Genomic DNA, 24,100 nt, shown 5'->3' with positions numbered 1-24,100 from the left:
GAGGTGTGCGGTTCCTGCCGAAATCTGAAGTGCCAAATATCTGAAATGCAAGCGAAGAGTGGAATAGTGTCAAGGTCAGTCTCCTCCGTATCATCGTCCCGATTCGGCAGTTTTTTCGCAAGGCTGCTGGCGATCCTTTCGGTGGCCGTCACGATCGTCATGGTCGATTCGGTGAATGCCGAAGCGGAAGCGGCAAATCCGAAATATGCAGGCATCGTCGTCGACGCCAAGACCGGCAACGTTCTCTACAGTGAGAACGCCGACCGGCTGCAATACCCCGCCTCCCTGACCAAGATGATGACCCTCTACATGACCTTCGAGGCATTGGAGCAGGGTCGCATCCGCCTCGATACGCCGGTTCCCTTCTCCGCCTATGCGTCAGCCCAGGCGCCGACCAAGCTCGGCGTGCGCGCCGGCGGCACGATCACCGTCGAGCAGGGCATTCTCGGTCTCGTTACCCTGTCGGCCAATGATGCCGCAACCGCGCTCGGCGAAATGCTGGGCGGCGGCAGCGAGGATCGCTTCGCCCAGTTGATGACCGCCAAGGCGCATGCGCTCGGCATGACGCGCACCACCTATCGCAACGCCAACGGCCTGCCGAATACGGCGCAGATGACGACGGCGCGCGACCAGGCCCGCCTCGGTATCGCCCTTCGCCAGCATTTCCCGCAATATTACGGCTATTTCTCCACGCGCGCCTTCAAGTTCGGCAGCCGCACGATCCGCAGCCACAACCGCCTCGTCGGTTCAGTGCGCGGCGTCGACGGCATCAAGACCGGTTACACCCGCGCTGCCGGTTTCAACCTGGTAAGCTCGGTGCAGGTCGATGGCAAATCGATTGTCGGCGTCGTGATGGGTGGCGCCTCGACGCCCGCCCGCGATGCCCAGATGCGCAATCTGATCGCCACCTATCTGCCGAAGGCATCGAACCGTGGCGGATCGTCGGCGCTGATCGCCCAGGCGGCCCCTGCCCCGACGATGATCGAGACACCCGCTCCGGTCCAGCCCAAGAAGGCTCAGCAAATGGCGAAGACCATCACCGCAGCGCAGCCGGTTTCGGCAGCCGCTGCCGATCTCAGCCTGCCGCACAAAGGCCCGCTGCCGGATGCGCGCTATCAGGTCGCCGAGACCGAGGTCGCCTATGCCGAGACCGCTGCGCCGAAATCCGACAATCCACTGGTAGCACAGCCGATGCCGGCGCCGACCAAGGTCAAGACCATGACCTTCAAGCAGCAGGCAGCGGTCGCCGCACCAAAGCCGACGCCCGCGTCTATGCCGTCGGAACAGGGCGATACGTCGGTCGATAACGTCACCACTGCGTCGACCACTCCCTCCCCGACTCGTGCTGCTTCAACCAGCAATGGACCGACCGGCTGGGTCGTGCAGGTCGGCGTCTCGCCGAGCCGGCAGATGGCCATGGACCTTCTGGAAAGCGCCAGGAGCAAGGGCGGCAAGGCGCTGGCCTCGGCAAAGCCCTTCGCGGTCGCCTATGCCGCTGGTGGTGACCAGCTCTACCGCGCTCGCTTCGGCGGCTTTGACGATCAGCGCCACGCCGTCAACGCCTGCAAGGCCTTGAAGAAGGCCGGCATCAAGTGCTGGGCGGCTGCCCAATGAACTATTCGATGCTGCCTGCAAGATGGCCGGCGGCATCGGTGACGGCCGGAATCGGTGTTAGCGTTTCCGGCCACCGTTCTTGAACTCGATCAGTATTGCGTACGAGGAAAACAATGGCGATCAACGAGAATGTTCCGGGAATGTCTTCAGACCGCCGCATGGCGGCCAAGGGGCGCTCATCTCTGCATCCGCTACACGAGGCGGCTTTGCGCCTCGCCGAGATCGGCCTGCAGCGTCCGAAGGCGAAGTCTCCGAAGACCCGGGATCTCATCAATCTGCTGCTGTGCCACGGTGCACGCGCCTGGCGCTATTCTCAGCCCGAAGCCCGTATCCATCTCCATGTGACCTCGCCGGATGGCAGAGCGCCGGTGCAGTTGCGCCTGCGCTGAACCCTAAGGGCTAGAGCAGACCAAGGTCCGTAAGCTCGCGGCGAAGATCCGCGGGCATTTCGACAATGCCGGCGCCGAGGCTTGTCAGGTCGCGCGGCACGTCGTCCTCAGTGTAATAACGCCAGCCCTGGAAGGGACGCTTCGGCTGCACGGCCGTCTCGATGACCTCAGGGCCGAGCATCAGGCGGCAGCGTGAAATCCCCTCGCCGTCGGTGAAGGTCTCGATGTCGAGCAGCTTCTGCCTCGCCTGCACCTGCCCCTTGATCACCCAGTAGAGCGAGCCGCCGTCAAGCAGCTCCTCCATACGCTTCGGCGCCATGCGCGTCGTATGCACCGAATGCGGCTCGAGCCCGGCGGCGATGGCACGTAGCGAGCGTTCCGCCACCCATTCGCGCAGATCGTCTATCGAGTCGGCGCCGACGCAGAGTTTGATGAGATGCAATGCCATGCTGCCGTTGAAATCCTTTTGGCAGCGAGCGTCAAGCGTCAAGCACCTGATGTCCACAAACTCAGCATTCGACGACGTTGACGGCAAGACCGCCGGTCGAGGTTTCCTTGTATTTCTCGCTCATGTCGTGGCCGGTCTGGCGCATCGTCTCGATACAGGCATCGAGCGGCACGAAATGCTGACCGTCGCCCTTGATGGCGAGCGAGGCCGCCGTGACGGCCTTGACCGCGCCGAGCGCGTTGCGCTCGATGCAGGGAACCTGCACGAGGCCGGCGATCGGATCGCAGGTCATGCCGAGATGATGTTCGAGCGCGATCTCGGCGGCGTTTTCGATCTGCGCCGGCGTGCCGCCCATGACGGCCGCAAGCCCCGCGGCAGCCATCGCCGCCGCCGAGCCGACTTCGCCCTGACAGCCGACCTCGGCGCCCGAGATCGAGGCATTGTGCTTGATGATGCCGCCGATGGCGGCGGCCGTCAGCAGGTAATCGCGGATGCCGTTCTGGTCCCAATCCTCGTGGAAATGCTCGTAATAGCGGATCGTCGCCGGAATGACACCGGCCGCCCCGTTGGTCGGCGCCGTCACGACGCGCCCGCCGGCTGCATTCTCCTCGTTGACGGCCATCGCATAGACGCTCAGCCAGTCATTGGCGAGCAGCGGGTTGACGCGGTTGCTGCGCCACTCCTCCTCCAGCTTGTCGTGAATCCTGCGGGCGCGACGTTTGACGTTGAGACCGCCGGGCATGATGCCCTCGACCTTGAGGCCGCGCTCGATGCAGGAGCGCATCGCCTCCCAGATACGGTCAAGCCCCTGGTCGAGTTCCTCTTGGCTGCGCTGACTCTCCTCGTTCGCCCGCTTCATCTGGGCGATCGACAGCCCTGAGCGTTCGGCCATCTCAAGCATCTGCTTGGCGGTGGAGAAGGGATAGGGCACACGCGTGCCGCCGGGCGCGTTCTTCTTCGCCCGCATCTGCTCGAGCTCAGTGTCGGTGACGACGAAGCCGCCGCCGACCGAATAATAGATGCGCTTGACCAGAAGCCGGCCGTCTTTGTCATAGGCGGAAAAGACCATGCCGTTGGCATGGCCGGGCAGCGGCTGTTTTTTGTCGAAGATCAGGTCGGTCTTCGGCTGGAACTGATAGGCGGGATGGCCCTCCGGCGTGATGCGGCCGGTGCGCTCCACGGCGTCGACGATGCCGTCCATCCGGTCGGGATCGACGCTGTCGGGCGCCTCGCCCATAAGCCCGAGAATGACAGCCCTGCCCGTGCCGTGGCCGATCCCGGTATGGGCGAGCGAGCCATGCAGGCTGACCTTGATGGCTGTGACCTGCGCGCCCGATGACGGGCGTGGCCATTCGTTCGAGAGGATCAGCTCGAGAAATCGGTTGGCGGCCGACATCGGACCCATCGTGTGTGAGCTCGACGGCCCGACACCGATCTTGAAGACATCGAATACCGAGAGAAACATGGGTGCGCCTTCTGAATACGAGGATGCAAGCTTAAGCGAGGTCGGTTTCGAATCCGTGCAGCACACCGACATCGCATGGAGCCGGTGCGACATTCCGGCTGCACACTGGAGCACCGCGTGTCCAATAGGACGCGCAGGCACTTTGAGTGTGCGCATAATCCTTCCCGAAAATCGAATCCGATTTTCGGGGTCATGCGCTAAACCAAGTAGTCCGCCAATGAAGCCTATGCGGAGGAAGAACTGGTAGCGCTATCTTGACAGTCTGCACCGACTCCCAATGTCCTGCTGACGTCGATGCTAGACGACACCTTTGTAGCTTGGGAGATGGGACACATGGCGCTCAAACGGATGGACAACATAGGAATCGTCGTTGAAGACCTCGGAGAGGCAATTGATTTCTTTGGCGAACTCGGCCTCGAGCTCGAAGGGCGGGCTGCGATCGAAGGAGAATGGGCTGGACGTGTCACTGGACTGGGCGATCAGCACGTCGAGATTGCCATGATGCGCACGCCTGATGGCCACAGCCGGCTCGAGCTCTCCCGCTTCCTCAGGCCGCCTGCTGTCGCGGATCACCGCAATGCCCCGGTGAACGCTCTAGGCTACCTCCGCGTCATGTTCGCCCTTGATGACATCGACGAGACGCTTGAGAGGCTCCGCAAGCGCGGCGCGCAGCTCGTCGGCGAAGTCGTGGACTATCAAGACACCTATCGGCTCTGCTACATCCGCGGGCCTGGAGGGCTTCTCATCGGACTCGCCCAAGAGCTTAGCTGAGCTATGCGCGAAGCTTCCCGTTGCGATCATCTTGAATGACCGTGCTGTCGGCTCCATCCCGGGGCTCGGCCGTCGTCGAGATTTGTCGTTGATCGGCCATGGCTGACGTTGCGCCGTTCCCCAGGCGCTTTTCGATCTCCTGCAGGCCGAGAATTGCGCGGTCCATTTGGTCGGCCGGAGTTTCGCGCGAAACCAGACGCCAGCGATTGTCCTGCCATATCAGGACCAGCAGCCGCCGGCCTGGAACCTCTATCGTCTCGTGGATGAACCATGCCCCGGCTACCGCAATGCAAAGCGTCACCACAATGAGCGCCGGTTCGGGCATCAAGGCATCAAAGGTCAGACGCGCCAGGAACATGATGGGGACATGGAAAAGGTAAAGTGAAAAACTGATCTTTCCGAAAAACCGTACTGGTGCAGCTGCCAGGACACGGGCTGCGATGGGAGGCTGTCGAGCGACGAGCCCGACAACGACGGCCGCGGCCACCGCACTTTGAAGGCTCCAAAATTCGGGGGAAAAACCGGGCAAGATATGCCGGTAAGTGAAAAACACCGCCAGAAGGAAAAGCGTTGAAATACCTGTGAGGACAGATGGAATCCAGTTGTTCCAGCAGGAATGCATGATCCCGGCAAGTGCGCCAAAAAGAAAGTAAGGAAGCTTGGAGACGAGCACTATTCCCGGGCCCGGCAATTCAACCAGGCCATCCACGACGACGACCACGGCGAGGCCCACAATCAAGCCGCTATGCCGGTGCGGCTGGGCCAGGCAGAGCCACAGGACGGGAAAGAGCAGATAGAACTGGATCTCGGGCGGTATCGACCAGAAAACACCACTCGAGCCAAGCAGAAAGACATGGCGCACAAAATCCGTGCCGCTAACGATCGGCTGAACAAAATCCGGATTTTGCATGCTCGACAGCATCGCTACGAGAACGACGGCCACCAGGTAAACCGGATAGATGCGGGCAAAGCGGCTCACAAGAAAATCCAGCACGTTTTCTCGCGTGACCGGCCGTGAGCCGTAAAGATGAGCCATCAGGAAGCCGCTGAGAGCAAAAAACAAACCGACAGCTTCGTCGCCCATCGTCACGAGATTCGGAGCTGTGATCGGAAAGATAAGGCCAATATGGGCTCCAACGACCAGAAGCGCAGCGAGACCGCGCAGGCCGTCGAGACTGGGGATGTAATCCGGCCTGCTCATGAGTCACTTTTGAACTAGGTTGGTCAACTTCAGTCCTGACAATTGGCCATCACGACTTTACAAGCGGTTAACGCGGCGTACTCATCTGGCGGTTGCAGGCGCGATCGATGGCACTGACTTCGCTCCAGCGTGAGAGCGCTAGGTCCCAGCCCTCAATCTGCGAGCTAACGGACGCCGCATTGCCATTTTTAGTCCAGAAGTGCCGGTCGACGATCCACCAAACCTTGTCGTTTCCCGACGGCTCGATTATGCCGAACTGCCGCATGGCCGAAAGCCCGCGTAAAGCCGCCGAACTCGGCCATGCGGCATAATCCGACTTGCGGCATAGTGGCCGCGTTCATGCGGAGACCGAATCACTGATGACGACGGCGGATTATATCGCTCTGGCCTTCTTTGCCTTTGTCTGGATGGGCTATTCCTGGCTGCTGCATGGCCGCACCTTCTTCGGACGCACCAGCCTGACCCATGCGATGACCGAACGGCGCCGGGAATGGATCTACAATTCGCTGCGCCGCGACCTGAAGATGATCGACACCCAGATCATGGCCGGCCTGCAGAACGGCACCGCTTTCTTCGCCTCGACCTCGATCTTCGCGATAGGCAGCTGCTTTGCTTTGCTCGGCGCGACTGAGAAGGTCGACGCCGTCTTCGCCGACCTGCCCTTCGTCTTCCATGGCGGCCATGCCGTGTTCGAGATGAAGGTCGGCGGGCTGGCAGCGCTTTTCGGCTACGCCTTCTTCAAATTCGGCTGGTCCTACCGGCTGTTCAACTACTGCACCATCCTCTTCGGTTCGATCCCGATGATGCGCGACACCGAGCGCGACGTCATCGCCGCCGAGCGGGCCGCTGAACGCGTCATCCGCATGAACGTCATCGCCGGCAGCAATTTCAACGAGGGCCTCAGGGCGATCTTCCTGTCGATCGGCTATCTCGGCTGGTTCATCAACCCCTATGTTTTCATGATGACGACGGCGATCGTCATCGTCGTGCTGACACGCCGGCAATTTTTCTCGCAAGCGCGACTGGCGATCATGGACAGCGGCCCGCCTTTAAATCTCCACCTTTCTGCTATTCGCCGCGATATGCCGTCGAGCGGCGGAAATGATTTATCCGAGGGACTCTGATGACATTGCCGGCAAGTAAAGCCGATGCGGCCGCAAGACTGCCGCGCATCGGTCTATTGGATACGGCACGCGGCGTCGCGCTGATCGCCATGGCGAGCTACCATTTCAGCTGGGACATGGAGTTCATGGGTTATCTCGCGCCGGGCACGGCCGAGACCGGCTGGCTGAAGATCTATGCCCGGGCGATCGCCACGACCTTTCTCTTCATCGTCGGCATCAGCCTGGTGCTCTCAAGCACGCCTGAGATTCGCTGGCCGTCCTTCTGGAAGCGTTTCGGCATGATCGCCGCGGCAGCCGCGGTGATCTCGATTGCCACACGCATCGCGATGCCGAACGAGTGGATCTATTTCGGCATCCTGCACTGCATCGCGGTGCTCACGCTCGTCGGCGTCGTTTTTTTGAGACTGCCGCTCGCCGTCACGCTCATCGCTACGCTCGTGCTCTTTGCCGCCTGGATCACCGATAATTTCGGGCCACCCGGCCTGCTTCGCTCATCCTTCTTCGATCCGCGATATCTCGCCTGGATCGGCCTTGCGGTGACGCCGGAACGGTCCAACGACTACGTGCCGCTGTTTCCCTGGGCAACGCCCTTCTTCACTGGGTTGAGTATCGCCTCGATCGCCATCAGAACCAAGCTGCCGCACGGGCTTGCCGCCGTCGGCACCGGCTCCTGGTGGCCGGCAAGGCTCGGCCGCCACAGCCTTGCCTTCTATCTCATCCATCAGCCGGTGTTGATCGGCATCGCCTATGGGATTTCCCTGGTCGTCCCGCCGCAGGCGCCGGATCCGGTAGCAACTTACCTAAGGCAATGCAACGCCTCTTGCCTGATGCAGCAAGGCGAAGCGCTCTGCCACAGCTTCTGCCAGTGCACGCTGGGGAAATTGCAGGCGCAAGCCCTGTTCACGCCATTGCAGGAGGGGGCGATCGACATAGAGAACGACGAGCGGGTCCAGGCGATCGCCTCCGAATGCAGCGGCGAGAGTGAGCCTGCGCCCGCGCCACTGCCCCAGCAATGATCAGGTGGTGACGCCGATTTCGGCGAGCCGGCCGAGGCAGGTCTCTTCGATAGCGTCGAGTTCCGCCAGCGTGTCGTCGATATCCTTGCGCTTCTGGCGCAGGTCGTCGCGCTTCTCGTCGACGCGCTTCATCAGGAGTTTCAACTGGCCGAGTTCGCCCGGCGGCTCCTTGTAGACCTGGATGATCTCGCGGATCTCCGCGATGGTGAAGCCGATGCGCCGGCCGCGCAGGATTTCCCCGATGAGCCGCCGGTCGGCTTGCCGGAACAGACGCGTACGCCCGCGCCGCTCCGGATGGATCAGTCCCTCATCTTCGTAGAAGCGGAGCGTGCGCGTCGAGACCCCGAATTCGCGCGTCAGTTCCGTTATGCTATAATATTTGTTCACCGGCATGTGTTCCCCGTCGTCGGACAGACGATAATATTGACTTTTACGTAATAGTCAATTTTTGGGCGGTTCAGATGCCGAACCACCAGGTGGCGATACCAAGAAAGGCGAAGAAGCCGGTACAGTCCGTCACCGTGGTGACGAAGACGGAAGAGGCGATCGCCGGGTCGGCGCCCATCTTGTCGAGCAGCAGCGGCAGCAGGATGCCGGCAAGGGCTGCCGCCATCAGGTTGATGACCATCGCCGCCGCAATCACGCCGCCGAGCTGGTAGTCGTGGAACCAAGTCCCGGCGATCGCGCCCATGATCGACGCGAAGACGATGCCGTTGAGGATGCCGACGCCCGCCTCCCTGCGGATGATGCGGCCGGCATTGTAGATGTCGAGATCGCGGGTCGCGAGCGCGCGCACCGTCACCGTCATCGTCTGCGTGCCGGCATTGCCGCCCATCGAGGCGACGATCGGCATCAGCACGGCAAGCGCGATCATCTTCTCGATCGAGGCGTCGAACAGGCCGATGACGCTTGCCGACAGCATCGCCGTGCCGAGGTTGATCAAAAGCCACAGGAAGCGCGAACGCACCGTCGAGAACACATTGTCCGACAGCTCTTCATCGCCGACGCCGCCGAGACGCTTAATGTCCTCGTCCGCCTCCTCGTGGATGACGTCGACGACGTCGTCGATGGTCAGCACGCCGACCAGCCGGCCGTTTTCGTCGACGACGGCGGCCGAGAGAAGGTCGTACTGCTCGAAGAGCTGGGCCGCCTCCTCCTGGTCCATCTCGGCCGGAACCGGATGGTTGGTCTCGCGCATGATCTGCTCGATCTTGGTCTGCCGCTTGGTGCGCAGGATCTGGTCCAGATCGACGGCGCCGAGCAGCTTGAAGGTCGGATCGATGACGAATATCTGCGAGAAGGAATAGGGCAGATCCTCTTCGTCGCGCATGTAGTCGATCGTCTGGCCGACCGTCCAGAATGGCGGCACGGCGACGAATTCCGTCTGCATGCGGCGCCCGGCCGAGCTTTCGGGATAGTCGAGTGCCCGCCGCAGCCGCACCCGCTCGGTGAACGGCAGCTGGGCGAGAATCTCTTCCCGGTCCTCCTTGTCGAGGTCTTCGAGAATGTAGACGGCATCGTCCGAATCGAGCTCGCCGATGGCTGCGGCGATCTGCGCGTTCGGCATCTGGTCGACGATTTCGCGGCGGATCGCCTCGTCGACCTCGGTCAGCGCCGTCATGTCGAAATCGTCGCCGAGCAGGCGCACCAGCGCCAGGCGCTGATCCGGCTGGATCGATTCCAGCAGGTCGCCTATTTCGGATTCATGCAGGCGGGCAACGTTCTGGCGCAGGAACAGCGTGTCGCGGTCGGCGATCGCAGCACCGACGAGCGCCAGGAAATCGCCGCGGACATTGCCGTCCTCGTCGTAGATATCGGCTTCCTCGTCATCGGGACGCCTGCGAATGCGGTCTTCGCCATCGGTCGTCGTCATCTGCCGCCCTCGCATCTGGTTCGAATTTCAACGACTGCCGCGCCGCATTCGCAAATGTCGGCCGAAAACACATTGTCAACAAGCGGATAAGCAAATCCCGCGCGAGGCTCCCGCAACCGGAATTCTTGGCCCCTGCTAGCCCAAAGCATCCGTGTCGTAAAGCGGCAAACCGTGGTTCGTGATGACAATGCACGCGGCCGGCGATAGTTTCCTCACCCGTCCAAGCAGAGGAAGCCTGCCCCATGCCCATCCGTCCCATTCTGCGTTATCCGCATCCGGGCCTCAAGACTGTCTGCGCGCCGGTGACGGTCTTCGATTCCTCGCTCACAGCGTTTGCCGAGGACCTGCTGGCGACGATGCGCGCAGCCCCCGGCGTCGGCATCACCGCCGCCCATATCGGCGTCTTCAGCCGTGTCACGGTGCTGGAGCTCGACAAGGCCGACGGCGTGCGCCTTTACGTCAATCCTCATATCACCTGGTTTTCGAAGGAGACGATGAACCATACCGAAGGCAGCGTCTCGATGCCCGGCGCGACAGACGAGGTCACGCGCCCGCGGGCGATCCGCTTCCGCTATCAGGACGCCGAGGGCGCCGTGCACGAGGACGGTGCCGAAGATTTCCTCGCTATCTGCATCCAGCACGAAGTCGACCAGCTCGACGGCATTTTCTGGCTGCAGCGCCTCTCACGGCTGAAGCGCGACCGTCTCGTGAAGAAATGGGAGAAGGCCCAGGGCTGACAATCACGGCTGACAAATCGCCGTCCACGCCGAACCATTCGCCGTCGCCGGCGTTTCCAGCAAAGAAACAAGGAGCGAGTGCAATGGCAAGGATCGGTGACAAGACCCAGTTTTCCCGGGAGAAGCCTGAGCTTTCCCGGGAGGAAGATTATCGCGACCTCGAAGAGCGCAATCTCGACGACGGCTGGCCCTATGCCGATGGCAGCGGCGCCGGCACCGGCGGCCCGGATAATCGTCCTTACGGCGAGACCGCGGCCAATTTCGACAGCGATCCCAACAAGGGCTTCCGGATCGATGGCACGGATGAAGACGGCAACGAGAACCGCCTGAAAGATTCGCTGCGCGCCGATACGATCGACCGCGATGAAAGCGACGATCTCGAAGCGCGGGTGAACGACAATCTAGAAAACATTCCCGAGGTCGATATCGAAAGCGTCGAGGTTCATGCAGACGGTCATGTCGTTACCCTGGAAGGATCGGTGGAGACGATCGGCATCGCCCGCAAGGTCGAACTCGGCGCGCTTTCGGTCGACGGCGTCCATCATGTCCGCAACAAGTTGCAGCTGACCGGTGTCGACGCGCATATCCCCAACGAGGACTAACGCATTACGCACAGCGCAGATCATCAACGGCAGGGCTGCCGCCTCCGTTGATGATCGTTCCCAACATTACCAAAAATTAACAATTTACGATTGTAGCGGCAACTGTCTTATTGACGTGACCAATTGCCAATTTCTGTTAGGCGGCTTCTGTCACGAGAACGTCAATCCCGTTGACAACACCGTGATTTCATTCGGACAAAAGGTCGCGGCCTACGCCGTCATATTATCACAAAATTGCCTGAATTGGAGCGCGATCTCCTGTGTGCCGAGGGTTAGTTTGTGTTGTGGAATTCAACAGCAGATTGAGGAGATAGACCCATGCGCATCAAATTTGCCCTTGCCGCGTCCCTGTTCGCCGTCAGCCTTGCAGGCGCTGCCTTCGCCCAGCCGACCTATTCGAGCGACTACACCAATGACAGCGATGGTTTCGCGCCGAGCCCGATGTCAAAGCCGGCCCCGGTCCACTACAGCAGCCACAAGGCCCCGGCCTATTCCAGCGACTATACCAACGACAGCGACGGCTTTGCCCCAAGCGCCATGGCGACTCCTGTCGTCGACAAGACCGCAACGGCCGGTATCAACCCCCTGCCCCCATGCCACAGCATGATTGGCCCGAAGGGATCCCACACCAAGGGTGCAGACAGCGGCGCCTCCCGTACGGAAGCATGCCGCGCGACACATTGATCCGATAAAGGCTGGGATCCGACAAAAGAAAGGGCCGGAAATCGGCCCTCTCTTTTTCAATCCATCTCTACGCCGGCGATTGTTCCCTAAAGCGTCAGATTTCCGCCCGTCGTTTCGCCGAAAACCGCTTCGAAGGCGGTGCGCAGCCGCATATCGACATCAGCCATCATCACGGGCAAGCCAAGATCGACGAGGCTGGTCACGCCGTAGGCCGAAATCCCGCAGGGCACGATGCCGCCGAAATGATCGAGATCCGGATCGACGTTGAGCGACAGTCCGTGGAAGGTGACCCATTTCCGCAGTCTTATACCGAGGGCGGCGATCTTGTCCTCGGCCATCGTCCCATCGGCCAGCAATGGCTTTCCCGGCCGACGCACCCAGACGCCGACGCGATCTTCACGTCGCTCGCCGCGCACATTCATCATGTCCAGTGTACGAATGACGACATCTTCGAGGGCGGCGACGAAGGCGCGCACGTCCTGACGCCGCCTCTTCAGATCGAGCATGACATAAGCGACGCGCTGGCCGGGTCCATGATAGGTGTATTCACCGCCACGTCCGGTCGCGAAGACCGGAAACCGGTTCGGCTGGACGAGGTCCCTCGCATTGGCGCTGGTGCCGGCGGTATAGAGCGGCGGATGTTCGACGAGCCAGACGAGCTCATCACCGCCATCGGCGATTACCGCCACCTCGCGCTCCATCGTCTCCACCGCCTCCTCATAGGGAACGAGGCCGTCCGCAAAGCGCCAGCGGACCGGTCGGGTGCCGAGTTGGGGAAGCATGGAAAATTCGAGATCGGTGCGAAGCATGGCCATTCCTTGCCGCTCTCCCCGAAATGCCTGTGAAATAGGGGCGGCAGGACAGTTATATGGACCCGTTTCGGGGCCAATTCAAATGCTGTGAGCGGTTTTCAAAAAAACTGTCATATCGCCCTTGTGCACCCCAGAAGCTTTTGCTACATGCTGCCCCGCCGACGCAAATCGGCACCTACCACGATGCGGTCGTGGCGGAATTGGTAGACGCGCAGCGTTGAGGTCGCTGTGGGGCAACCCGTGGAAGTTCGAGTCTTCTCGACCGCACCATTTCCCTTCAGGGAAACGCTCTCTAAGCGACGATTTCGTTTTCACCTCGAAGCCATTTGCGATTGCTCGGCTTGAACGCCCGGCCTTCTCATGGTTGATGGCGTCATCCTCGCAAGAATCAGCAGCCATGTCAGAGTTCCGTCAAAATTCCCTGCAGGGCATGGCCATCATGTCCGGCGCCATGCTCATCCTGCCGACCATGGATGCGATCGCCAAATATATGGCGACCTTCGAGGCGATGTCGCCGGGTCAGGTCACCTTCTACCGATTCTTCTTCCAGATCGCCTGCACCCTGCCGATTCTTTTCGCCCTTTTCGGGCTGAAGGCGCTCTCGGCCAAGCGGCCATGGATGAACCTGCTGCGCGGTGTGCTGCACGGTGCCGCCAGCCTGCTTTTCTTCGTCGCCGTCAAATACATGCCGCTTGCCGATGTCTTCGCTATCTATTTCGTCGAGCCCTTCATGCTGGCCGCTCTGTCGGCGCTGTTTCTCGGAGAGAAGGTCGGCCGGCGGCGCTGGGTGGCAATCGTCGTCGGGTTCGGCGGCGCGATGATCGTCATTCAGCCGAGCTACGAAATCTTCGGCCTGAAGGCGCTGCTGCCGGTCGCCTGCGCCTTTCTGTTCTCGCTCTATCTCTTCCTCAACCGCGCCATCGGCGAGGCCGATTCGCCGCTGACCATGCAGACGATGGCCGGCATCGGCGGAACGGTCTTCATGGCGGCCGCCCTTTTCCTCGGCAACAGTTCCGGCAATGCCGATTTTGCCGTCTCTCTGCCCTCCTCCAGCCTCGGCCTTGTTCTGCTTCTCGCCCTTGGCTCGATCTCGGGATATGCGCATATGCTCGTCGTCCGGGCTTTCCGCCTCGCGCCGCTGTCGCTGCTTGCGCCGTTCCAGTACTTCGAGATCATCTCGGCGACCGTTCTCGGCTATGCGCTTTTCAACGATTTCCCGAGCTTTTCCAAATGGATCGGCATCTTCATCATCGTTGCGTCAGGCCTCTTCATCATCTGGCGTGAGCGGCTGCAGGCGCAATCGTTAAAATCCTCCTGACCCAGGGAATATCGGGTTAACTCCTCTTCTTGAGGGATCGTCAATTCGCAGGCGGTAAAATCGTCTCCGGCTTCATGATGAAGCCTGGAGTTAAAACATGAGCGAATTTCGTCTCGCTTTTCCGGCCTGTGTCGTGGCCGGCAAGCATCGGCTGACGGCCGAAGATATAGTACTGCTGCGCAAACATAGTTTTCCGGAGGGTATCCGGACATCCGACGATGTCGTGGCGATGTTGGCGCTTAACAATTCCTGCCCTGAAAAATGTGCCGACTGGAACGCTTTCTTCGTGGAGCAGCTCGCCGGTTTCATCGTCCATTACACCTATCCGCAGGGTTCGCTGGATGAAATCAACGTCGCCTGGATCATGCGCATGTTCACGACCGATGGGGTCGTCAACTCGGCGCTCGAGCTCGAACTCATTCTCCACGTCATGGAGATTTCGGCCGATGTCCCGGTCGAGTTGAGAGCGCTCGCCCTCGATCAGCTCCGCCTGGCAATCACCGACAATATCGGTGGCTACAAGCTGTCGCGCGCCATCGATCGCCGGGGCATCACCCGCCAGGACATCGACTATGCGATGCGCATCTTCAGAAGCGTCGCCGAAGGCGGCACCATCCCGGTCTCGTCGGTCGAATACGGCGTTCTCCAGCAGATCGAGCAGGCAACGCTGCGCGGCGCCAATCATCCTCACTGGGCGGCGATTATGGCTGCCGTCGAGCTGCGCGACTATGCCGAGCCGCGGCGCAGCCGCTGGCTGCGCATCGTCGACGAGGAAACCGTTTCGGAAGCTGCCGTCGCCTGACGCTCCGCAGGCCTGATTGTGCGTTCCGGTGTTTTGTGCGTAAAACTCCGGAATGCATTTCTGGGTGGAGTCTCGATGTTCAAGAAAATCCTGATCGCGAATCGCGGCGAAATCGCCTGCCGCGTGATCAAGACTGCGCGCCGCATGGGCATTTTGACCGTCGCGGTCTATTCGGATGCGGATCGGGACGCGCTGCATGTCGAGATGGCCGACGAGGCCGTGCATATCGGCCCGGCCGCGGCGTCCGAGAGTTATCTCGTCGCCGAAAAGATCATTGCCGCCTGCAAGGCAACCGGCGCCGAGGCGGTGCATCCCGGTTACGGCTTCCTGTCCGAGCGCGCCTCTTTCTGCGCGGAGCTGGAAAAGCAGGGCATCGTCTTCATCGGCCCGAAGCCGAAGGCCATCATGGCGATGGGCGACAAGATCGAATCGAAGAAGTTCGCCAATGCCGCCGGTGTCTCCACCGTGCCCGGCCACCTCGGCATCATCGAGGATGCCGCCCATGCGGAAGTGATATCGGGCGGGATCGGTTATCCCGTCATGATCAAGGCCTCGGCCGGCGGCGGCGGCAAGGGCATGCGCATTGCCTGGAACGAGGCGGAAGTGCGCGACGGCTTCGAGCGCGCCCGCTCGGAGGCGAAAAGCTCGTTCGGCGACGACCGCGTCTTCATCGAAAAGTTCGTCGTCGAGCCGCGCCATATCGAAATCCAGGTCCTGGCAGATGCGCATGGCAACGTCGTCTATCTCGGCGAGCGCGAATGCTCGATCCAGCGGCGGAACCAGAAGGTGGCGGAAGAGGCGCCCTCGCCCTTCCTCGATGAAGCGACCCGCAAGGCGATGGGCGAACAATCGGTGGCGCTGGCGAGAGCCGTCGATTACCAGAGCGCCGGCACCGTCGAATTCATCGTCGACCGGGACCGCAAATTCTATTTCCTCGAAATGAACACCCGCCTGCAGGTCGAGCATCCCGTGACCGAACTCATCACCGGTATCGACCTCGTCGAGCAGATGATCCGTGTCGCAGCCGGAGAGCCACTTCCCTTTGCCCAAGAGGATATCAGGCTTGACGGCTGGGCGGTCGAGAGCCGGCTCTATGCCGAGGATCCCTATCGCAACTTCCTGCCCTCGATCGGCCGCCTGACGCGCTACCGGCCGCCGGCGGAAGGCAGGACCGGCAATGTCGTCGTCCGCAACGACACCGGCGTCTTCGAAGGCGCGGAGATCTCGATGTATTACGATCCGATGATCGCCAAGCTCTGCACCTGGGCGCCGACGCGGCTGGAAGCGATCGAGGCCATGGGGCAAGCGCTCGACGGCTTCGTCGTCGACGGTATCGAGCACAATGTTCCTTTCCTGTCGGCGCTGATGAAACATCCGCGCTGGCGCGAGGGCCGGCTTTCCACAGGCTTCATCGCCGAGGAATATCCCGATGGCTTTGCGCCGATGAAACCGGACCCGGCGCAAGAAGCCGTGCTTGCCGGCATCGCGCTTTCCGCCTCGCTGATCGAGACGAACCGCCGCGAACGTTTCGCCGATCGTCTGCGCGCCGCAGCGGGCGCGCTGCGCGAGGATTGGGTGGTCAAGATCGGCGACAATCACGTCGCGGCAAGATTGCTCGACGGCCTCGTCACCATCCCCTTCGATATGGATATCGCGATCGATGGGGCGACAGAGGGCGAGAGCCGGAATGTTGTCACCGGTTGGAGACCGGGCGACCATGTCTGGAACGGCAAGGTCGGCGGTCGCGACGTCACCGCGCAGATCCGCCCCGTTCTGAACGGCTTGCGTATCGACTGGCAGGGACTTTCAGTGACGGCCAAGGTCTTTTCGCCGCGTCATGCCGAGCTCGACAGGCTGATGCCGGTGAAGCTGCCGCCCGATACGTCCAAGCTCCTGCTCTGCCCGATGCCCGGCCTCGTCGTCGCCATCGCGGTGGCCGAGGGCCAGGAGGTCAAGGCCGGTGAGACGCTTGCGATCGTTGAAGCGATGAAGATGGAAAACGTGCTGCGCGCCGACCGCGATCTCGTCGTCTCGAAGATTAATGCCGCAGCCGGCGAAAGCCTGGCCGTCGATGCCGTGATCATGGAATTCGCCTGAGGCTGATGGCGGACTTCGAGCTGATGCAAATTCGGACCTCTGCTCGCAGCGTAAAACTCGTTTTGAATGCATATGGATTTGCTAAAGAACTGGAAATTGAAACTGCGATACGGGAAGCTGAAAACGGCTTTCCGCCATTTCACCGTAATCGCAGACGGAGAGGTCATGATCTCCAACCCGGATTTCGACACCACGGCGGGCTCGGCAGCCTTCTTTTCGATACAGGCTTGGGTGAGCGACAATGACGAGGCTATCGACATGGTCGTGACGATTGGTCGGAATGTGGGATTTAATGCGTCCGGGCGAATCTATGTTTACTCGACCGAGCCGCAGCAGCCTCCGCCAGACGCTCCTCATGCGTACGGTTTGAACTTTCACCAGTACGTTCGCGAAGGTTAGGCGGATTCCCGAAATGGGAGCAGCTATTTCCTCGCTTGAAGTCATCGGTCCCGTCGTACATATACGGAAAACCTAGACCTCAGCATTCCGGCGAGGCATCTAAGCGTGGTTTCTATTCATGGCTTCGACGACTTACACGACCGATCTCAAGGGTTTCGATGAGTTTTCCGCGCGGGAACTCTATGATGTCCTGAGAATGCGCGTCGACGTTTTCATCGTCGAGCAGAACTGCCCGTATCCCGAACTCGACGGCAAGGATATCGATGCGCTGCATCTGCGGCTGCTGGAGGGTAGCGAACTGCTGGCCTCGGCGCGGATTCTAAAACCGCATGAACCGCGGGATGCGTCGAAGATCGGCCGCGTGGTCGTCTCCCCTGCCCATCGCGGCAAGCGTCTGGGCGACGCGCTGATGAGCGAAGCGATCGCCGCTTGCGAGCGGCTTTATCCGGAAAACCCGATCGCCTTGTCGGCGCAGGCTCATCTGCGCCGCTTCTATGAATCCTTCGGCTTTATCGGGACATCGCAGGAATATCTGGAAGACGGCATCCCTCATATCGATATGGTCCGCCAGCCGGCCACTCAGCCGGCATGAGGATATTGCCATGATCTATGTCGACGCCGATGCCTGCCCGGTAAAGCCGGAAGTCCTGAAGGTGGCCGAACGTCACGGCCTCGAAGTCACCTTCGTTGCCAATTCCGGCCTGCGCCCCTCGCGCGATCCGATGATCCACAATGTCATCGTCTCCAACGCCTTCGACGCTGCCGACAACTGGATCGCCGAACGCGCCGGCGCGGGCGATGTCGTCGTCACCGCCGATGTGCCACTTGCCGTGCGCTGTGTCGCGACCGGCGCCTTCGTCAGCGGCCCCACGGGGCGCGTCTTCGACGAGACCAATATCGGCATGGCGAGCGCCATGCGCGATCTCGGCGCGCACCTGCGCGAAACCGGCGAGAGCAAGGGCTACAACGCCGCCTTCAGCCCGAAGGACCGCTCACGCTTCCTCGAAACCTTCGATCGCCTCTGCCGTCGCGCCAAGGGCCTTGCCGCGGAGGCTGGCGGGCAAAATTGATGTGGCTCGCACAGGCTCGCAAGTAACGGGTGGCATGGCAGGCATGCCGATTCCAACCTTGAAGTCGGCCGTTTCCTCACGCATATAGGCACTATCGCAGACGACTGCGGCATCCTCCGGGATGCAACTGTCGCGGGGACGGCCTCGCTCTTGAACAAGGAGAGTCGCATGGCCTGGTTTCTGCTTTTTCTCGCCGGTCTTTTTGAATGTGGCTGGGCGATCGGCCTTAAATATACCGAAGGCTTCACACGGCCGATACCGACGGCGCTGACTGTCATATCGATGGTGATCAGCATCGTGCTGCTCGGCCTGGCGGTGAAGCATCTGCCTATCGGCACCGCCTATGCGGTCTGGACCGGCATCGGCACGGTCGGCACCGTCTTTCTCGGCATCTGGCTGCTTGGCGATGAGGCAAGTGTCTCCCGCCTTGCCTGCATCACGCTGATCGTCGCCGGCATCGCCGGCCTCAAGCTTACCGCCTGACATGAGATCGAGGGGCGCCGCTGACGCCCCTCGGCTTATAGTTCAAACCGTCTTGCGGGTATCGACGGCAAAAGCGCCGGGACCGGAAAAGACCAGATACAGGAAGACGAAGCAGAACAGGATCGCGGCATCGCCCTGGTTGACGGCCGGGAAGAAGCTGCTCGGGGCATGCGCCATGAAATAGGCGACGGCCATTTCACCGGCCAGCAGGAAGGCGACAGGGCGCGTCAGCAGGCCGACGAGAATGAGGATGCCGCCGATCAGCTCAAGAAGGGCGGCGAACAGCATCAGCGGCGACAGCGCGCCGGACATCTGCGAAGCCGGGAAACCGAAAAGCTTCATCGTCCCGTGTTCGATGAACAGCAGTGCGGTGATGATCCTGAGAGCAGCCAGCCCATAGGGCTGATAGACGGAAAGACGGTCGAAAATCGACATTAAAACCCCTCGTTAACAAGAAACAACCGAGCGTTAGCCTGTCCTCGGCAAGGATTGAACACACGGATCGCTGACATTCGGTCACTTTTTCGATAGCAGGTAAACGTTTGACCGGACAGTTTTATTCACCAGCCAGCCGTCAAAGCGGAATGTTGTCGTGTTTCTTCCACGGATTGGCGAGATCCTTGTTGCGCAGCATCTTCAAACCGCGCGCCAGCCGCCGCCGGGTCGAATGCGGCATGATCACTTCGTCGACATAACCGCGCTCGGCGGCGACGAAGGGCGAGAGGAACCGGTCCTCGTACATCTTGGTATGGGCGGCGATCTTTTCCGGATCGGCGATATCCTTGCGGAAGATGATCTCGACGGCGCCCTTGGCGCCCATCACGGCGATCTGCGCCGTCGGCCAGGCATAGTTGAGGTCGCCGCGCAGATGCTTCGACGCCATCACGTCATAGGCGCCGCCGAAGGCCTTGCGGGTGATGACGGTGAGCTTCGGCACCGTCGCCTCGGCATAGGCAAAGAGCAGCTTGGCGCCGTGTTTGATGAGGCCGCCATATTCCTGCGCCGTACCCGGCAGGAAACCCGGCACGTCGACGAAGGTGACGATCGGAATGTTGAAGCAGTCGCAGAAGCGCACGAAGCGGGCCGCCTTGCGCGAGGCGTCGCTGTCGAGCACGCCGGCCAGCACCATCGGCTGGTTGGCGACAAAACCGACGGTCGAGCCTTCGACGCGGCCGAAGCCGCAGACGATGTTTTTGGCAAAGCTCGCCTGGATCTCGAAGAAATCCCCCTCGTCCGCCACCTTCCGGATCAGTTCCTTGATGTCGTAAGGCTTGTTGGAACTCGCCGGCACCAGCGTGTCGAGCGACGCGTCTATCTCTGTCACCGACTGGTAACATTCGATCTCCGGAAGCGGCGCCGTGTTCGAAAGCGGCAGGAAATCGATCAGCCGGCGCACCTGCAGCAGCGTTTCGACATCATTCTCATAGGCGCCGTCGGCAATCGACGAGCGCACCGTATGCACCACGGCGCCGCCGAGTTCTTCTGCCGTCACCGTCTCGTTGGTGACGGTTTTCACCACGTCCGGCCCAGTGACGAACATGTAGGAAGTATCACGAACCATGAAGATGAAATCGGTCATAGCAGGCGAATAGACGTCGCCGCCGGCGCAGGGACCCATGATCACCGAGATCTGCGGAATGACGCCGGAAGCGAGCACGTTGCGCTGGAACACCTCGGCATAACCGCCGAGAGCCGCCACGCCCTCCTGGATACGGGCGCCGCCCGCATCATAGATGCCGACGATCGGCGCGCGGTTCTTCAGCGCCATGTCCTGCACCTTCATGATCTTCTCGGCATGCGCTTCCGATAGCGAGCCGCCGAAGACGGTGAAGTCCTTGGCGAAGACGAACACCGTGCGGCCATTGACCGTGCCCCAGCCGGTGACGACGCCGTCGCCGGCAATTCGGCTCTTGTCCATACCGAAATCGGTGGAGCGGTGTTCGACGAACATGTCGAATTCCTCGAAGGAGCCTTCGTCGAGGAAGAGATCGATGCGCTCGCGCGCCGTCAGCTTGCCGCGCTTGTGCTGAGCGTCGATGCGCGCTTCGCCGCCGCCCAGGCGGGCGACGTCGCGGCGCCGTTCCAGTTCTTCGAGAATTTCCTTCATGCGATCTCCCCTCGCCGCTGCGGGCGGCAATCCGGCGGTTAGAGCGTCGTGCTAATGAGCGCGCCCGCTGAGTGAGAAAACCGAGCGTATCCTTGCGGCGGCGTCTTCGGCCAGGATCTCGTCGGCAAGCTTGGGATCGGCAGCGATGCTGGTCACGTCGAAGGCGCTGACGGCGATGACCGAGCCGTCCTCGACCGAGGCCGCGTCGATGCTGACCTTGGCGACGTTGCGGTCCTTCTGGAAGCCGAGGCCCTTCTGGACGGAAACCACGCGGATCGTCAGCACCACCCGCGGCAGCACGGTGTCGCGCACGGTGGCGTTGATTGCCGCGTTCACGCGGTCGTTGATGCCGGAAAGCAACTCGGCCGGCATGTTCGGTCCGGAGAGAACGACGGCGCTGCGCACATCATAGACCGGCGCCGCCGGCTTGGTGGCCGAGAGGCTGCCGCAGGCCGTGAGCGCGACACAGACGAGTGTCGCCCGGCAAAAACACGACCTCAGCCAATTCATTGCAAAATCCCGCACCACCCGGTTGGAGTCGCAGACTTCGTCATAATGCATTGGAAGGCAATATGTTTCAGGCGCTTAAGGCGAAAAAAACATCCGCTGCGGCTTTGAACTCGGCAAAGCGCTTGGCCCGCCGCTCCTCGGCCTCCTCGTCGCTGCCCCAATGCTCGATCGTCCAATCCTCGTCGAGATGGGCAAGCGACCAGGCCTCCTCCACCGTCACCCGGCCCTCGGCGAAGGCAAGCGCCAGGATCGCCGAGCCGGTCAGCGTGGTGACCGTGTGGAGGGCGGCAAGCGCCATCGGGCTATCATATCTCGCGAGCGTAACGGCGAAGGCGGCAATCGCCTCGCGCGGCTGCTCATGCGGCATCACCCCTTCGACGAGGATGAAGCGGGCGCCGAGATCGGTCGCCGCCCAGTCGATCACCGGATCCCAGCGCTCGACCTGGCGCTCGACCAGCAGTTCCGGCTCCTCGGCGCGGTAGCAGATGAGGTCGCTGGATGAAAAGCGCAATATATCCTCGAAGATCGCCTGCGCGTTGGCGGCAACGCCGTCGAGTGCGGTGTTGACGAGCCGTGTCACCGGCATGCTCAGGGGATTGATCTCTTCGCCCTGTGCCTGCCATTCGGCGGCGACAAGCCGCGCCAGCGCTTCGGTCGGCACGGCGAGAACCTGCCGCGCCGGCGTGCGCACCATCTTGCCGTCGAGCGTGATCGCAAAACTACCCTCGTGCTCGGCAACGGAGACGTCGGTATAGAAGCGCTTCGGCAGCGGCTTCTTCATCTGGATCTGCGCGCGGCGGATAGGATCGGGATGGCTCAGGCCTTCGGAAAGGTCGTTCAGCAGATCGCGCATGGGATCACCTCAGGAAAAATTACGCAATATCTCGTTCGGATGGTAAGCGATCACATCGGCGCCGTTGGCGATCAACTCATCCACGCTGGCATAACCCCAGGCAACGCCGATCGCCTTGGCGCCGGCAGCTTTTGCCATCTGCATATCGTAAACCGCATCGCCGATGACAATGGTGTCGACAGCATTCATGCCGGTTTCATCGCAGCATTCGGTCACCATGGCCGGATGCGGCTTGGAGGGGCAATCGTCGGCGGTGCGCGCGACGATGAAATGCTTGTCGAAACCATGCGTCTCCATCACCACCTTGAGCCCGCGCCTGGATTTGCCCGTCACCGCGCCGATCAGCAAGTCATCGCGTCCGCTGATCGCGTCGATCATCTCGCGAATGCCGGGAAACAGCGGCTCCTTATAGTCAAGATCCTGACGCACGATCGAGAACAGCGATTTGTAATGCGCCGTCATGTCAATATCTTCCTGCTCCACATGCGGCCTGCCCTGCATGCGGGCGATCGCAATATCCAGCGACAGGCCGATGATGGCCTTGGTGTCTTCGAGTCGCGGTTCCAACTTGCCGAACTTGTCGAAGGTCCTGCGCATGGTTTCGTGGATCAGCGCAGCACTGTCCACCAGCGTGCCGTCGCAATCGAAAAGGGCAAGTTTCATTCGCTGTCCCTTTCAGCGCCGGCAAGGTCGAGACCGAGAAGGTTCCAGGTCTGCACCATATGCGCCGGCAGCGGCGCGCTGACGCGCAGTCGGCCGCCGGAGGGGTGCGGGATGTCGATGTGACGGGCGTGCAGATGCAGCTTCTTCTGAACGCCGCCTGGAAAATCCCAATTCGGATCGTCGTCGAAATATTTTGGATCGCCGATGATCGGATGGCCGATATGCAGGGCGTGGACGCGCAACTGGTGGGTACGGCCGGTATAGGGCTCCATCTCCAGCCATGCGAGGTTCTGTGCCGCCGTCTCCAGCACCCGGTAGAAGGAAATCGCATGGTCGGCGCCGTCCTCGCCGTGCTTGGCGATGCGCATGCGGTCGCCGTCGACGGTCGGCTCCTTGACGAGCCAGGTCGAAATCTTGTCCTCGTGCTTGCGCGGCACGCCCTTGACCAGCGCCCAGTAGGTCTTTTTGGTGTCGCGCTCGCGGAAGGCGGCCGTCAGCTTCTGCGCCGCGCCGCGCGTGCGGGCGATAACGAGAACACCCGATGTGTCGCGGTCGAGACGGTGAACAAGCCGCGGCTTCTCGCCCTTCGGGCTGGTCCAGGCTTCGAGCATCTGGTCGATATGCCTGGCCACACCCGAGCCGCCCTGCACCGCAAGACCAGGGGGCTTGTTGAGTACGATTACCTTTTCGTCCTCGTGCAGCACCATGCGCGACAAGAGTTGGAAATCCGTCGAATGTTTGAGATCCTTGCCGGCGATCGGTCCGGATTTCAGCTTCGCATCGACATCCATCGGCGGCACGCGCACCGTCTGGCCGGGCTGCACGCGCGCATCCGATTTGACACGCCCACCGTCAACGCGCACCTGGCCGGAGCGTAAGAGCTTCTGCAGCGGACCGAAGCCGAGCCCGGGAAAGTGCACCTTGAACCAGCGATCGAGCCGCATGCCGGCTTCGTCGGGTTCAACCTTGATATGTTCTATGCCAGCCATAAAAAAACTTTCGGAAATTGCAGCGCAGGCCAAGCCGGCGTTCTTGCCGCAGCCTTTAGAGCATTTTCATGCA

Annotated in this window: 27 protein-coding genes and 1 tRNA gene; 16 read left to right on the top strand and 12 right to left on the bottom strand. The window is 61.3% G+C overall.

The window, feature by feature from the left end; genetic code table 11:
• The first annotated feature begins 45 nt into the window (after positions 1 to 45).
• A complete protein-coding gene (locus HFO71_RS06430) occupies positions 46 to 1,614 on the top strand; it encodes a serine hydrolase (protein ID WP_077978225.1) in 1,569 nt (522 codons plus the stop codon).
• Positions 1,615 to 1,727: 113 nt separating this feature from the next.
• Positions 1,728 to 2,003, top strand: a complete 276-nt coding sequence (locus HFO71_RS06425; protein ID WP_077978226.1) for a hypothetical protein — start codon at positions 1,728 to 1,730, stop codon at positions 2,001 to 2,003.
• Positions 2,004 to 2,013: 10 nt separating this feature from the next.
• Here HFO71_RS06425 and HFO71_RS06420 read toward each other — a convergent pair whose 3' ends face one another.
• Entirely contained in the window at positions 2,014 to 2,451 is a 438-nt protein-coding gene (locus tag HFO71_RS06420; RefSeq protein ID WP_064648306.1) for a DUF1489 family protein, read from the bottom strand.
• 61 nt (positions 2,452 to 2,512) lie between these two features.
• The gene (locus tag HFO71_RS06415) at positions 2,513 to 3,916 is read right to left on the bottom strand and encodes an L-serine ammonia-lyase (RefSeq protein ID WP_077978227.1); all 1,404 of its coding nucleotides are present in this window, start codon (positions 3,914 to 3,916) and stop codon (positions 2,513 to 2,515) included.
• Positions 3,917 to 4,249: 333 nt separating this feature from the next.
• Between HFO71_RS06415 and HFO71_RS06410 the strand changes: the two genes are divergently transcribed.
• A complete protein-coding gene (locus HFO71_RS06410; RefSeq protein WP_077978228.1) occupies positions 4,250 to 4,687 on the top strand; it encodes a VOC family protein in 438 nt (145 codons plus the stop codon).
• A 1-nt stretch (position 4,688) separates the two neighbouring features.
• On the opposite strand, the gene HFO71_RS06405 is transcribed toward HFO71_RS06410, so the two are convergent.
• Positions 4,689 to 5,888, bottom strand: a complete 1,200-nt coding sequence (locus HFO71_RS06405; protein ID WP_077978229.1) for an acyltransferase family protein — start codon at positions 5,886 to 5,888, stop codon at positions 4,689 to 4,691.
• Positions 5,889 to 6,247: 359 nt separating this feature from the next.
• Here HFO71_RS06405 and HFO71_RS06400 point away from each other — a divergent pair, with 359 nt between their 5' ends.
• Both HFO71_RS06400 and HFO71_RS06395 read left to right on the top strand, forming a co-directional pair.
• Positions 6,248 to 7,012 (top strand): DUF599 domain-containing protein, encoded by a 765-nt coding sequence (locus HFO71_RS06400; protein WP_077978231.1) that lies wholly within the window; start codon positions 6,248 to 6,250, stop codon positions 7,010 to 7,012.
• Positions 7,012 to 8,028, top strand: a complete 1,017-nt coding sequence (locus HFO71_RS06395; RefSeq protein ID WP_077978232.1) for a heparan-alpha-glucosaminide N-acetyltransferase — start codon at positions 7,012 to 7,014, stop codon at positions 8,026 to 8,028. Before HFO71_RS06400 ends, HFO71_RS06395 begins: the two co-directional genes overlap by 1 nt.
• Here the strand turns inward: HFO71_RS06395 and HFO71_RS06390 are convergent, their stop codons facing one another.
• Both HFO71_RS06390 and mgtE read right to left on the bottom strand, forming a co-directional pair.
• On the bottom strand, positions 8,029 to 8,421 hold the full coding sequence (locus tag HFO71_RS06390; RefSeq protein ID WP_011652104.1) for a MerR family transcriptional regulator: 393 nt from the start codon (positions 8,419 to 8,421) through the stop codon (positions 8,029 to 8,031).
• Positions 8,422 to 8,485: 64 nt separating this feature from the next.
• Entirely contained in the window at positions 8,486 to 9,901 is a 1,416-nt protein-coding gene (mgtE, locus tag HFO71_RS06385; protein WP_025394678.1) for a magnesium transporter, read from the bottom strand.
• A gap of 242 nt (positions 9,902 to 10,143) precedes the next feature.
• Between mgtE and HFO71_RS06380 the strand changes: the two genes are divergently transcribed.
• The 3 genes from HFO71_RS06380 (at position 10,144) to HFO71_RS06370 (ending at position 11,924) form a co-directional block, all read left to right on the top strand.
• A complete protein-coding gene (locus tag HFO71_RS06380; RefSeq protein WP_077978233.1) occupies positions 10,144 to 10,638 on the top strand; it encodes a peptide deformylase in 495 nt (164 codons plus the stop codon).
• An 83-nt stretch (positions 10,639 to 10,721) separates the two neighbouring features.
• Positions 10,722 to 11,240, top strand: coding sequence for a BON domain-containing protein (locus tag HFO71_RS06375; RefSeq protein ID WP_077978234.1), 519 nt, complete (start codon positions 10,722 to 10,724; stop codon positions 11,238 to 11,240).
• Between the two features lie 318 nt (positions 11,241 to 11,558).
• A complete protein-coding gene (locus HFO71_RS06370) occupies positions 11,559 to 11,924 on the top strand; it encodes a hypothetical protein (RefSeq protein ID WP_020050075.1) in 366 nt (121 codons plus the stop codon).
• A gap of 86 nt (positions 11,925 to 12,010) precedes the next feature.
• On the opposite strand, the gene lipB is transcribed toward HFO71_RS06370, so the two are convergent.
• Positions 12,011 to 12,739, bottom strand: coding sequence for a lipoyl(octanoyl) transferase LipB (lipB, locus tag HFO71_RS06365; protein WP_077978235.1), 729 nt, complete (start codon positions 12,737 to 12,739; stop codon positions 12,011 to 12,013).
• 182 nt (positions 12,740 to 12,921) lie between these two features.
• Here lipB and HFO71_RS06360 point away from each other — a divergent pair.
• The 8 genes from HFO71_RS06360 (at position 12,922) to sugE (ending at position 18,905) form a co-directional block, all read left to right on the top strand.
• Positions 12,922 to 13,006: transfer RNA gene (locus HFO71_RS06360), tRNA-Leu, on the top strand.
• 97 nt (positions 13,007 to 13,103) lie between these two features.
• Positions 13,104 to 14,054 (top strand): DMT family transporter, encoded by a 951-nt coding sequence (locus HFO71_RS06355; RefSeq protein ID WP_183594390.1) that lies wholly within the window; start codon positions 13,104 to 13,106, stop codon positions 14,052 to 14,054.
• Between the two features lie 97 nt (positions 14,055 to 14,151).
• Positions 14,152 to 14,856 (top strand): hypothetical protein, encoded by a 705-nt coding sequence (locus tag HFO71_RS06350; RefSeq protein ID WP_077978237.1) that lies wholly within the window; start codon positions 14,152 to 14,154, stop codon positions 14,854 to 14,856.
• 75 nt (positions 14,857 to 14,931) lie between these two features.
• Positions 14,932 to 16,953 carry an acetyl-CoA carboxylase biotin carboxylase subunit gene (locus HFO71_RS06345; RefSeq protein ID WP_077978238.1) on the top strand — a complete coding sequence of 674 codons (2,022 nt, stop codon included), beginning with the start codon at positions 14,932 to 14,934 and terminating at the stop codon, positions 16,951 to 16,953.
• 165 nt (positions 16,954 to 17,118) lie between these two features.
• A complete protein-coding gene (locus HFO71_RS06340) occupies positions 17,119 to 17,352 on the top strand; it encodes a hypothetical protein (RefSeq protein WP_131642171.1) in 234 nt (77 codons plus the stop codon).
• A gap of 118 nt (positions 17,353 to 17,470) precedes the next feature.
• Positions 17,471 to 17,944, top strand: coding sequence for a GNAT family N-acetyltransferase (locus HFO71_RS06335; RefSeq protein ID WP_077978240.1), 474 nt, complete (start codon positions 17,471 to 17,473; stop codon positions 17,942 to 17,944).
• Positions 17,945 to 17,954: 10 nt separating this feature from the next.
• Complete coding sequence (locus HFO71_RS06330; RefSeq protein WP_131642170.1) at positions 17,955 to 18,422, top strand: YaiI/YqxD family protein; 468 nt, start codon at positions 17,955 to 17,957, stop codon at positions 18,420 to 18,422.
• A 168-nt stretch (positions 18,423 to 18,590) separates the two neighbouring features.
• Positions 18,591 to 18,905 (top strand): quaternary ammonium compound efflux SMR transporter SugE, encoded by a 315-nt coding sequence (gene sugE / locus HFO71_RS06325; RefSeq protein WP_025394688.1) that lies wholly within the window; start codon positions 18,591 to 18,593, stop codon positions 18,903 to 18,905.
• 42 nt (positions 18,906 to 18,947) lie between these two features.
• On the opposite strand, the gene HFO71_RS06320 is transcribed toward sugE, so the two are convergent.
• From HFO71_RS06320 to HFO71_RS06295, 6 genes are all read right to left on the bottom strand, one after another.
• Positions 18,948 to 19,340, bottom strand: coding sequence for a DoxX family protein (locus HFO71_RS06320; RefSeq protein ID WP_025394689.1), 393 nt, complete (start codon positions 19,338 to 19,340; stop codon positions 18,948 to 18,950).
• Between the two features lie 139 nt (positions 19,341 to 19,479).
• Complete coding sequence (locus HFO71_RS06315) at positions 19,480 to 21,012, bottom strand: acyl-CoA carboxylase subunit beta (RefSeq protein WP_025394690.1); 1,533 nt, start codon at positions 21,010 to 21,012, stop codon at positions 19,480 to 19,482.
• Between the two features lie 51 nt (positions 21,013 to 21,063).
• Positions 21,064 to 21,522, bottom strand: a complete 459-nt coding sequence (locus HFO71_RS06310; protein WP_025394691.1) for a calponin homology domain-containing protein — start codon at positions 21,520 to 21,522, stop codon at positions 21,064 to 21,066.
• 67 nt (positions 21,523 to 21,589) lie between these two features.
• Positions 21,590 to 22,375 carry an ATP12 family chaperone protein gene (locus tag HFO71_RS06305; protein ID WP_077978242.1) on the bottom strand — a complete coding sequence of 262 codons (786 nt, stop codon included), beginning with the start codon at positions 22,373 to 22,375 and terminating at the stop codon, positions 21,590 to 21,592.
• A 9-nt stretch (positions 22,376 to 22,384) separates the two neighbouring features.
• Positions 22,385 to 23,038: an HAD-IA family hydrolase gene (locus tag HFO71_RS06300; RefSeq protein ID WP_077978243.1), complete on the bottom strand. Its 654-nt coding sequence runs from the start codon at positions 23,036 to 23,038 to the stop codon at positions 22,385 to 22,387.
• The gene (locus tag HFO71_RS06295; protein WP_003559680.1) at positions 23,035 to 24,027 is read right to left on the bottom strand and encodes an RluA family pseudouridine synthase; all 993 of its coding nucleotides are present in this window, start codon (positions 24,025 to 24,027) and stop codon (positions 23,035 to 23,037) included. The genes HFO71_RS06300 and HFO71_RS06295 overlap by 4 nt, the downstream gene beginning before the upstream one ends.
• Between the last annotated feature and the right edge of the window lie 73 nt (positions 24,028 to 24,100).

This window comes from Rhizobium laguerreae (assembly GCF_019778565.1).
GTDB classification, from domain to species: domain Bacteria; phylum Pseudomonadota; class Alphaproteobacteria; order Rhizobiales; family Rhizobiaceae; genus Rhizobium; species Rhizobium laguerreae.
The sequence above is the reverse complement of the archived record's forward strand: the minus strand, read 5'-3'. Positions and strand labels throughout refer to the sequence as shown.